This window comes from Actinomadura geliboluensis (assembly GCF_005889745.1).
GTDB classification, from domain to species: domain Bacteria; phylum Actinomycetota; class Actinomycetes; order Streptosporangiales; family Streptosporangiaceae; genus Spirillospora; species Spirillospora geliboluensis.
The window spans coordinates 1-10,189 of the sequence record NZ_VCKZ01000333.1; the positions used below are offsets into that span (position 1 = coordinate 1).

Annotated in this window: 10 protein-coding genes; 4 read left to right on the top strand and 6 right to left on the bottom strand. The window is 73.1% G+C overall.

The features are described 5' to 3' along the window. Window positions 1-180: 180 nt before the first annotated feature. Window positions 181-984: an ABC transporter permease gene (locus ETD96_RS33300; protein ID WP_138640457.1), complete on the bottom strand. Its 804-nt coding sequence runs from the start codon at window positions 982-984 to the stop codon at window positions 181-183. Then, entirely contained in the window at window positions 984-1,958 is a 975-nt protein-coding gene (locus tag ETD96_RS33305) for an ATP-binding cassette domain-containing protein (protein WP_205719575.1), read from the bottom strand. The genes ETD96_RS33300 and ETD96_RS33305 overlap by 1 nt, the downstream gene beginning before the upstream one ends. Window positions 1,959-2,064: 106 nt before the next feature. On the opposite strand from ETD96_RS33305, the gene ETD96_RS33310 reads away from it, so the two are divergent. The 3 genes from ETD96_RS33310 to ETD96_RS33320 are packed head-to-tail and all read left to right on the top strand — an operon-like array spanning window position 2,065 to window position 5,278. Further along, window positions 2,065-3,177, top strand: coding sequence for a TetR/AcrR family transcriptional regulator (locus ETD96_RS33310; RefSeq protein ID WP_138640459.1), 1,113 nt, complete (start codon window positions 2,065-2,067; stop codon window positions 3,175-3,177). Next, on the top strand, window positions 3,174-3,791 hold the full coding sequence (locus tag ETD96_RS33315; protein WP_138640460.1) for a transcriptional regulator: 618 nt from the start codon (window positions 3,174-3,176) through the stop codon (window positions 3,789-3,791). Before ETD96_RS33310 ends, ETD96_RS33315 begins: the two co-directional genes overlap by 4 nt. Further along, entirely contained in the window at window positions 3,788-5,278 is a 1,491-nt protein-coding gene (locus tag ETD96_RS33320; protein ID WP_138640461.1) for a pyruvate, phosphate dikinase, read from the top strand. The genes ETD96_RS33315 and ETD96_RS33320 overlap by 4 nt, the downstream gene beginning before the upstream one ends. Before the next feature lie 10 nt (window positions 5,279-5,288). On the opposite strand, the gene ETD96_RS33325 is transcribed toward ETD96_RS33320, so the two are convergent. Genes ETD96_RS33325 through ETD96_RS33335 form a run of 3 tightly spaced genes read right to left on the bottom strand, consistent with a single transcriptional unit; the run spans window position 5,289 to window position 8,642 of the window. Further along, window positions 5,289-6,137: an alpha/beta fold hydrolase gene (locus tag ETD96_RS33325; protein ID WP_138640462.1), complete on the bottom strand. Its 849-nt coding sequence runs from the start codon at window positions 6,135-6,137 to the stop codon at window positions 5,289-5,291. Continuing rightward, on the bottom strand, window positions 6,137-7,054 hold the full coding sequence (locus ETD96_RS33330) for a VOC family protein (protein ID WP_138640463.1): 918 nt from the start codon (window positions 7,052-7,054) through the stop codon (window positions 6,137-6,139). The genes ETD96_RS33325 and ETD96_RS33330 overlap by 1 nt, the downstream gene beginning before the upstream one ends. Before the next feature lie 34 nt (window positions 7,055-7,088). Then, entirely contained in the window at window positions 7,089-8,642 is a 1,554-nt protein-coding gene (locus ETD96_RS33335; protein ID WP_138640464.1) for a bifunctional 3-(3-hydroxy-phenyl)propionate/3-hydroxycinnamic acid hydroxylase, read from the bottom strand. Window positions 8,643-8,787: 145 nt separating this feature from the next. Here ETD96_RS33335 and ETD96_RS33340 point away from each other — a divergent pair, with 145 nt between their 5' ends. Next, window positions 8,788-9,471, top strand: a complete 684-nt coding sequence (locus ETD96_RS33340) for a TetR/AcrR family transcriptional regulator (protein WP_205719576.1) — start codon at window positions 8,788-8,790, stop codon at window positions 9,469-9,471. Here the strand turns inward: ETD96_RS33340 and ETD96_RS33345 are convergent. Next, on the bottom strand, window positions 9,425-10,138 hold the full coding sequence (locus ETD96_RS33345; RefSeq protein WP_338072626.1) for an IclR family transcriptional regulator: 714 nt from the start codon (window positions 10,136-10,138) through the stop codon (window positions 9,425-9,427). The genes ETD96_RS33340 and ETD96_RS33345 overlap by 47 nt on opposite strands. Window positions 10,139-10,189: the final 51 nt, after the last annotated feature.

Sequence of the window (10,189 nt, forward strand, 5' to 3'; positions counted from 1 at the left end):
GCGTGGAGCTGATCGGCGGTGCCTTCGCGTCGGGCGGGGAGCCGGGCGGCGGGTTCGCGGTCGAGGTGTCGCTGCCCGCCTACATCCCCACCAACGACCCGGCGCCCGCGCCCCGCTGAGACTAGGGCTCGCCTTCGAGCAGCCGCAGCTTGAAAACCCGCCTAGACCCCGCCGCGCCGGTCATTCGCGGCGCCCGTAGACCGCAACCGAAGGCGGGCAGAAGAGCAGGAAGATCACAGCGCACCAGATCAGCGTGGTGGTGACGGCGCCGCCGGCGGGGGTTCCGTTGAGCAGGGCCCGGCAGGCGTCCATGGCGGCGGTCACCGGGTTGACGTCCACCCAGGCCCGCAGCCATCCGGGGAGGGTGGCGGTGCGGGCGGCGAGGCTGGTGCCGAGCTGGAGCGGCAGGAAGGTCAGGAAGCTGAAGGCCATGACCGCCTCCGTGCTCCTCACGAGGACGCCGATGAGCACGGTGACCCAGCTGACGCAGAACCCGAACAGGACGGCGAGGCCGACGGCGGCGAGCGCGGACGGGACGCCGCCCCCGGCGCGGAAGCCGAGGACCGTCCCGAGGACGAACAGCAGGACGACCGCGACCAGGCAGCGGACGATGTCGGCGAGCACGGAGCCGAGCAGGGGCGCCAGGCGGCTGATGGGCAGGCTCCGGAAGCGGTCGGTGACGCCGTTCTTGAGGTCGGCGTTGATGCTCGCGCCGGTCGAGATGAGCCCGGTCAGCCCGGCGCCCATGACGAGGATGCCGGGGAACAGGTACTGCAGGTACGCGCCGGTCGACCCGGCCACCTCCCCGCCGAAGAGGTAGAGGAAGAGGACCAGGAACAGCGCGGGCGTGACCACGCCGTTGACAAGGGTGACCGGGTTGCGGGACGTCTTGGCCAGGCTGCGGCCGGCGAGGACGAGGCTGTGCCGGAGCCAGCGCGGCGACCAGGCCGCGCGCGGGGCGGCTGTGGGGGCGGTGGTCATCATCAGGCCCTTTGCTGGGAGCGGACGGTTTCGGCGGGGTCTGCGTCCCGCACGGTGGTCAGGGCGAGGAACGCCTCGTCCAGGCTGGGCAGGCGCAGCGAGAGCTCGCTGACGTCGACGGCCTCCCCGCGCAGCCGCGCGACGATCTCGAAGAAGTCGTCGTCCCCGGACACCGGGACGGAGAGTTCGTGCCGGCCCGCGCGCAGCGCGGGCCGGTCGGCGACGGCGGCGAGGACGGCGGCGGCGCGCTCCGCGTCGCCGGGGTCGGCGACGCGGAGGCTGACGGTGTGGCCGCCCACCCGCTGCTTGAGCTCCTCCGGCGTCCCGGCGGCGATGACCCGCCCGCGGTCGATGACGGCGACCGCGTCGGCGAGGGCGTCCGCCTCCTCCAGGTACTGGGTGGTCAGCAGGATCGTGACCCCGTCGGCGCCGAGTCCCTGGATCATCTGCCACAGCTCGCCGCGCTTGCCGGGGTCGAGGCCGACCGAGGGCTCGTCCAGGAACACCACCTCGGGGCGGCCGACCAGGCTCGCCGCGAGGTCGAGGCGCCGGCGCATGCCGCCGGAGTAGGCGGCGACGCGCCGGTCGGCGGCCTCGGTGAGGCCGAACCGGTCCAGGAGCTCGTCGGCCCGGCGGACGGCGTCGCGGCGGGTCAGGTCGAGGAGCCGGCCGATCATGACGAGGTTCGCCCGGCCGCCGAGCTCCTCGTCGACGCTCGTGTGCTGGCCGGACAGCGCGATGCGCCGGCGCACCCGCCCCGGCTGCCGCGCCACGTCGTACCCGGCGACGCGGGCGGTCCCGCCGTCCGGCCTGAGCAGGGTGGCGAGGACGCGGATCAGCGTCGTCTTCCCTGCGCCATTGGGCCCCAGCAGGCCGAGTATCCGCCCTCGGGGGAGGGCGAGGTCGACGCCGTCGAGTGCGGTGGTGCGACCGAAGCGCTTGGTGAGGCCGGACGCCTCCAGGCCGTGGTCGGTCACGGCGGTCCCTTCGTCTGCGGAGTGGAGTACAGCCAACATTCAGATGTTCACATCATCTGGATGGTGAGAGTATGCTGATCGCCGTGAGGAACGCAAAGGGGGCCCGATGGTCCGGCTGACCCGGGCGCAGCAGCAGGCCCGGACGCGCGCCGCCGTGCTCGCGGCGGCGGTGGCGGAGTTCACCGAGCACGGCTTCGCCGCCGCCAAGGTCGACCGGATCGCCGCCCGCGCCGAGCTGACGCGCGGCGCCGTGTACTCGAACTTTCCGAGCAAGCGGTCGCTGTACCTGGCGGTGCTGCTCGATTCCGTCGAGCGCGAGGCCGCGTCCGGTGCGTCATCGGCGGGCTCGGCCACGCCGCTCGACCTGCCGGACGGCGCGGAAGCCTTCGCGCGCGCCTGGCTCGAACGGCTGCCGCTCGCGGGCGACACGCCCGACGCCGGAAAGGTGCGGTCGCGGTCGCTGACCGGAGTGTTCGAGGACGATCCGGGCCGCGCCGCCATGGCCGGGCTCGCCAGGCTGGACGGTCTGCTGGTGGCGCTCGCCCTGGAGTCGTGCCGGGCGCCGCGTCCCGGCCGGCGGGTGCGGCTGGCGGAACTGGTGCTGACGCTGCTGCACGGGGCGGGGCATCTCGCCGAGACGGCACCCGGCTTCGGCGACCCGTTCGACGTGGCCCGCGCCTGCCGGCAGCTCGCCGACCATGCGGCGGACGACGCCTGGGACCCGCCGCACCTCCCGTACGTCGCTGCGCCGAGCCTGTGCCGCGACCCCTGGACGCCGCCCGGCGAGCTGACGGACGCCCTCACCGGCCAGGCCGTGGGCTTCGGCGACGACGGGGTCATCGTGGTCCTCGGGACGAACCGCCTCGGCGCGGCGGAGGAGGCCGTGCGCGCGGCCCGGCCGGGAGAAGCCGTCACCGTGGCGGTGGTGACGGACGACCCGGCCGAGATCGGGGCGCTCGTCCGGCTGCGGATCACCGACCTCGCCGGGTGCCTGCGGCGGGCCTTCGGGCCGGATGCCGGTCTGCCGCTGCGGCTCGTCCTCGACGACGGGGCCGCACTCGCGACCGCCGTCGGCGCGGGGGTGGCGGCAGACACCGAGTCCGCCGTGCGCGTCCAGGACGGGACGATCACCGCGCGGGCCACCGGGAGGGGCGCCGCGTACGCCGTGGCGACCGCCCCGTCCCTCACCGAGCGGCGCACCGGAACGGACGAGGCATGACGGGGTCCGCCGAATCGGCCGTGCTGCACGTCCTCCGCTGCATCGGACACGCCGAGCTGCCCCGCGTCGCCGACGCCGCCGGCCTTCCCGACCTCGACGCGGAGTCCCACCTGATCGACCTCGCCGCGGCGGGGCTGGTGACGCGCACGTCCGGGGCATGGGGGCTCACCGAGGCCGGCCGCGACGAGGACGCCCGGCGCACCGCCCGCGAACTCGACGCCGGCGGCGCCCGGGACGTGCTGACCGCCGCCTACGAGAAGTTCATGGTCCTGAACCCGGAACTGCTGGACCTGTGCTCGGCCTGGCAACTGCGCACCGTGGACGGCGTGGCGGCGCCGAACGACCACTCCGACCCGTCCTACGACGCCCGCGTCCTGGACAGGTTCGCCGACCTGGACCGGCGCGCCGAGGCCGTCATCGCGGACCTGGCCGCCGCGCTCCCCCGCTTCGGGCGGTACCGGGCCCGGCTCAGCGCCGCGCTCGACCGCGCCCGCGCCGGCGCGCTGGAGCACCTGGCCGACAGCATGACCTCGTACCACACCGTGTGGTTCCAGCTCCACGAGGACCTGCTCGCCACCCTCGGCATCCCCCGCGCGTGGACCGCCGCCCGATGACCTGGATCCACCCGCTCGCCCCCGGGTGCGGGGAGTCGGCGGACGTCCTCGGCGGCAAGGGGCACGGCCTCGTCGTGCTGCGGCGCCTCAGCCTGCCCGTGCCGCCGGGGTTCGTCATCGGCACCCGCGCCTGCCGCGCCTTCCTCCGCGACGGGCGCTTCCCGGACGGTCTGGACGCCGAACTCGCCACCGCCGTCCGTGCGCTGGAGGACGCCACCGGACGGCGCTTCGGGTCCGGCGACGGGCGGCCGCTGGCGGTGGCGGTCCGGTCGGGCGCCGCCGTGTCGATGCCCGGCATGATGGACACCGTGCTCAACCTCGGCCTCACCGCCGAGGCGACCGCCGCGCTGGCCGCCGAGACCGGCGACCCTGATTTCGCACACGAGACACGCCGCCGCTTCCTCGACGGCTTCCCGGCCGCGTCCGTCCCCGACGACGCGATGGGCCAGTTGCACGCTGCGGTGCGGGCGGTGTTCGCGTCCTGGCACAGCCCACGCGCCACCACTTACCGCGAGCTGAACCGCATCCCGCACGACCTCGGGACGGCCGTGATCGTGCAGGCGATGGTGTTCGGCAACCGCGACGAGCACAGCGGGAGCGGCGTCGCCTTCAGCCGCGACCCGAACACCGGTGCCAAGGCCCCATTCGGTGACGTCCTGTTCGGACGGCAGGGGGACGACGTGGTCTCCGGCCGCTCCACCACCCGGCCCCTATCCAACCTCGCCGACCGCGAACCGGCGGTATGGGAGCGGCTCGTCGCCGCCCTGCACCGCCTCGAACGGCATTACCGCGACGCCTGCCACGTCGAGTTCACGTTCGAGGCGGGCGACCTGTGGTTCCTCCAGGTGCGTCCTGGCGGCCTCACCGGCCGCGCCGCCGTCCGCACCGCCGTGGACCTCGCCGACGACCGACTCATCGACCGCCGCACGGCCCTCCGCCGGATCTCCCTCCGACACCTGCAAGACGCCCGTACACCGCGCATCGACACCGGTGACGGGATCGATCTCCTCACCCGCGGCCGAGGCGCATGCCCTGGCGTCGTGTCGGGTCGCATCGCGGTCACCGCCGATCAGGCCGCCCGGATGGCCGCCGACGGGCCGGTGATCCTCGTCCGTCCGGTCACCTCGCCGCTCGACATGCACGGCCTCGCCGCAGCCGCCGGGGTGGCCACGAGCCGCGGCGGGCCCACCAGCCACGCCGCCGTCGTCGCCCGAGCCATGGGCAAGCCCGCGGTCGTGGACGCAGCCGGCCTCACCGTCGACACGGCAGCAGACCACGTCCGCATTGGCGAACGCGTCGTCCCTTCAGGCACGCTCATCACCATCGACGGCACCGGCGGCGAGATCGCCCTCGGGAACCCCCGCATCACCACCGGAACCGCCGACGTCCATCTGCACCGCCTGCTCGCCTGGGCGGACGAGGTCTCCGGCGACCGCTCGCAACGCTCCGACCAGGACCGCCTAAGCGCAGCCCACGCCCGTCTATGAGCCCCGCGTCCTACGGGGTGTTGCGCAGGAAGTCCGTGACGACGCGGTTGAACTCGTCGGCGTGCTCGATCATCGCCCAGTGCCCGCAGCGGTTGATCAGGACGAGACGGCTGTCCGGGATGTTCGCCAGCAGGTACAGGGAGTTCTCGAACGGCACCACGCGATCGTCCCGGCCGTGGATGAGGAGCGTGGGGACCTTGATGCCGGGCAGCAGCTCCGGCTTGACCCACACCGGCAGCGGCGCGCCCTTCGGCAGGCCGTCGACGTAGTTGCGCAGGTGCTCGGGACGGGCGAGCGCCGCGTCCGAGCGGGCCTGGCACAGTTCCGGCGTGGCGAACGCGGCCTTGTCGAAGCACATGATCTCGACGAGCCGGCGCATGTTCTCCGGGGTCGGCTCCCGGTAGGTCTCGATGAGGACCTTCAGCCCCTCCGACGGGCCGCCGCCGGGCGCGAACAGCGCGGGGACCCGTCCCACCGGCGGTCCCATGGTGACCAGGTGGGTGATCCGGTCCGGGTGCTCGGTGGCGAGCCGGAGCGAGGTCTGCCCGCCCATCGAGTTGCCGACGAACGCGGCCTTCGCGATGCCGAGCGCGTCCAGGAACTGGACCGCGGCCTCGACGTGGTCGAGGCGGTCGACGGTCGCCGCGTCCGAGTCGCCCCAGCCGGGCATGTCCACCGCGTACACGTGGAAGTGCTCGGCCAGCGCCTCGATGTTGGCGGAGAAGTTGCTCCAGCCCGTGGCGCCGGGGCCGCTGCCGTGCAGCAGAACGACCGGGTGCCCGGCGCCCGCCTCGTAGTAGCGCAGCTTCCAGTCCTTGGTCTGGACGGTGCGGGCCGTTTCGGCCTGGGTGAGCGGCATCAGTGCGCGTCCTTTCCGGAGAGCAGGCCGGCGACGACCTCCGGCGGGCGGTGGCCCCAGCTGTGCAGCCGGTCCAGCGTCTTGACCTGCCAGGTCTCGTCGTCGACGAGCAGGCCGCCCCAGCCGTACTCCACGCTGAAGCCGGACGGCGTCTGGACGTAGAAGCTGAACATGTGGTCGTTAGGGTGCATGCCCAGCGTCATCTCGAAGGGCTGCCCGGCGTCCATGCAGCGGTCGTAGGCGGTGCCGACGTCGCGGATGTCGGTGACCTCGACCATGAAGTGGTGCGTCCGCTTCGGGTGCGGCATGTCCCCGAACGCCACGGAGTGGTGGCGCGGGTTGCAGCGCAGGAAGATCAGGTCGGCGACGACGCCCGGCGCGAGCTCCTCGACGATGGTGTCGGAGATGCGGAAGCCGAGGAGGCCCTCGTAGAACGCCAGGTAGGTCTCGCGCGCGACGCCCTTGGACAGCAGCACCTGGTGGCCCGCGCCGCCGTCTCCGGTGACGAACTCGCCGAGCAGCACGTCCGAGCGGAACGGAGTGCCGGCGTCGGCGAACCCGGTGACGACCTCGACGCGGTTGCCCATCGGGTCGGCGGTCACCAGGATGCGGTCGACCTTGCGGGACGCGGCGAGCGCGGCACCGCCCTCCTCGACCTCGACTCCCGCGGCCGCGAGCCGGGCGGCGATCGCGTCGAGCGCCGCGTCGCTCTCGACCTCGTAGCCGCTGGCCGCCAGGTCGTCGGCGGGGCCCTGCCGGACGAGCCAGCGGTGGACCTTCTCGTCGGTCCGGAAGGCGACGGCGTCGGCGGTCTTGTCCGCGAGCTGCATGCCCAGCAGCTCGACGGCGAAATGCTCCCAGTCGCCGAGGCTGCTCGCCTCGTAGACGACGTACGCGAGCTCCTTGACTCCCGTCATGAGGATCAGCTCCTTGTTGTCGGCGGTCGGTCGATCAGTCGGCCAGGGCGGGGGCGGCGAGGCCGGAGACGTCGGCGGCGGCGACGAACCTGTCCGGACGCACCGCCACGGCGCGCACGCCGTACCGGGCCAGCCAGGGCAGCAGGACCTCGTAGAGGTCGACCAGCTCGTCCGGCCCCTGCGTGTAGGCGGTCTTGGGACGGATCGCCAGGTAGCGGGCGCCGAGCACGTCCCACTCCGCCTTCTCCTCGGGCGTGAGCAGCGCGGCCGGGTCGGTGTCCGCGCCGAGCAGGACGAAGCCGTCGCCGAGCAGGTCGTCCAGGCGCGCCATCCGCCCGGTGGTGTCGCCGGTGATCGGCTGCGGGATCATGCGGCCGACGATGCTCGCGTCGCCGACCGGGCCGCGGAGCCAGCCCGCGTCGAGGACCGGCGGCGCGATCAGCGGCGGCTCGAACGGGGTGACCGTGTTCTCCGGGACCCGGTTCATCTCCTCGATCTCCGCCGGGGTCGCCTCCTGCTTGATGACCCGGCCGAGCTGGACGGCCAGCCCCGTGTAGAAGGCGGCGTTCGGGCGGCGCTCGGCCTCGTAGGTGTCCAGCCAGCCCTCGCCGAGCTCGCCCTTGAGGACGCGGGCGAGCTTCCAGCCCAGGTTGTGGGCGTCCCGCATGCCGGTCTGCATCCCGGCGCCGGCCCACGGCGGCATGAGGTGGGCGGCGTCCCCGGCGAGGAAGACCCGTCCCGCCCGCCAGGTCTCGGCCATCCGCGTGTGGTGGCGGTAGAAGGCCCACTGGTGGATCGACACGTCCTCGGTGCTGACGCCCATCGCCTTGAGCAGCGGCCAGACGTCGTCCTCGGACGCGAAGTCCGCCTCGGTCTCGTGCGGTTTGAGCGGGATCTCCCAGCGGTGGTTGCCGGCGGAGAGCGCGATGTCGACGACCGGACGCTCTTTGTCCGACCAGAACGTGAGGAAGTCGCGGTCGGGCCACCAGCGCTTGACCCGGCAGTCGATGACGATCCACTGCACGTCGAGGGTGTCGCCGAGCAGCCGGCAGCCGATCATGTCCCGGCACGCGCTGCTGCCGCCGTCGGCGGCGATCGCGTAGCGGGCGCGCACGGTGCGCGTCTCTCCCGTCGCGGCGTCCACGGCCGTCACGGTGACGCCGTCCTCGTCCTGCTCCAGCCCGGTCACCTCGACGCCGTACCGGACGTCGATCAGCTCGCCGTGCTCGTCCGCGCAGGCGCGGAGCTCGGTCTCCATGAGCGGCTGGTAGATGTTGTAGAAGCGCGGCGTCGGGCCCAGCACCGACGGCGGGTGCTCGACCCGCATGATCTCCGTGCCGTCGTAGGTCACCCAGCGCAGCGCCCGCTGCGGCTCGACCACCCGGGTGATCCGCTCGTCGATGCCGAGCCCCTGGAAGATCCGCATCGTCCAGTCGTTGATGGTCACGGCGCGGGCGCGCGGGTAGATGTCGCGGTCCCGCTCCAACGCGATGACGGAGGCTCCGTGCTTCGCCAGGGTGAGCGCGGCGGTCACACCGGTGGGGCCGTATCCGACGATCGCGACATCGGCGTCGAAATGCTGGGTCATGCGGGCTCCGAGAGGCGCGGTTTTGTACCGATCGTTCGGTACGATCGTGACCACCTTCACATGTGGACGGCCGGACGGCCAAACTTTTCCGCAGTGCAGAACAGGACAAACCGGACAGTCGCCGGGCGCATCTATGCTTCAACCCGTGGCGGACGAAAAGAACGGCAACAGTCGTGGCCGCAGGTCCCGGGAGGAGATCCTGGACGCCGCCTCCCGGATCATGGCGGAGCGCGGCTACGCCGCCACCTCGCTCTCGGTGCTGAGCCGGGAGACCGGCCTCCCGAAGAGCGCGGTCTACCACCACTTCCAGTCGAAGGCCGGGCTGCTGTCGGCGGTCATGGCGCGCGGCGCCTACGACTTCTTCTCGGCGATGCGCGAGGCGCAGGCGGGCGGCCCCGAGGGCGGCACCGCCCGCGAGCGGCTGACCTGGTACCTCCTGCGCACCGGCGAGGTCTTCACGGCCCGCGCCGACTTCCTCCGCCTGCACCTGATCCTGATCATGAGCGCGGAGGCCGCCGAGGCCGAGGTAGAGGCCATCATCGAGCAGGTGCGGCGCGACGGCCGCGCCCACATGAACACGATGATCGCCGCGTCCTTCGCCGCCGAGGGCCCCGACATCGCCCAGGCCGTCGCGGACGACCTGGACTACTTCGGCATCGCCGGGTTCGACGGCGCCTTCGTCGCCTCACAAGCCGACCCGGCCCGCGTCCTCCCCGCCCAGATGACCCTCCTAGCCGAGGCCATGGCCGCCCTCGGCGAGGCACGCGTCGCCGCGCTGCGGCTCAGCCGGCCGACATCCCCTGCTCAAGAGCCGACGCCGCACCCTTGAGCGTCGCCACCAGCCGCGGCAGGTCCTCCTTGCCGTAGCGGATGCTCGGCATGGAGACCGAAAGCCCCGCGACGGCCACCCCGTCCGGACCCCGCACCGGCACCCCGACCGCGACGAGCCCGCGCTCCGAACGCCCGTTGTTGAGCGCGAAGCCATTGCGCCGCACCCGCTCCAGCTCCGCCGCGTCGGGCCGGTCGCCGTCCCGCTCCCCGGCGTAGAGGGCCGCCAGCTCGTCCGGCCGCAGCTCGGCCAGCAGCAAGAGGCCGCCGGTGGTTTGATGCGCGGGGAAGACCATGCCCTCCCGCGAGCCGACCCGCAGCGCCTGCGACGACTCGACACTCGCGATGAACCGCGCCGTCCGTCCCGTGCGCACGGTCAGGTTGGCCGACTCGTCGAGCACGTCGACCAGCTTCCGCAGATGCGGCAACCCGGCGGCCCGCAACCGCGACGCGGCCGACGGGGAGTGCGCCGCCAACTCCAGCACAGGCCCGACCCGGTAGGACCGATCCGCGTCCTGCACGGCAAAGTCCCGGTAGACGAGCATCGCCAGCAGCCGATGCGCCGTGGACACGGCGACCCCGAGCCGCCCCGCCACCTCGGTGACGGTCATGGCCCCTTCCAACTGAAGCATCGTCGCGATCCGCAACGCGTTGTCCACACTCGCCACGGCATAAGGAGGCGGGGCGGCTCGGGGTCGCCGTGTCCACGGCGCATCGGC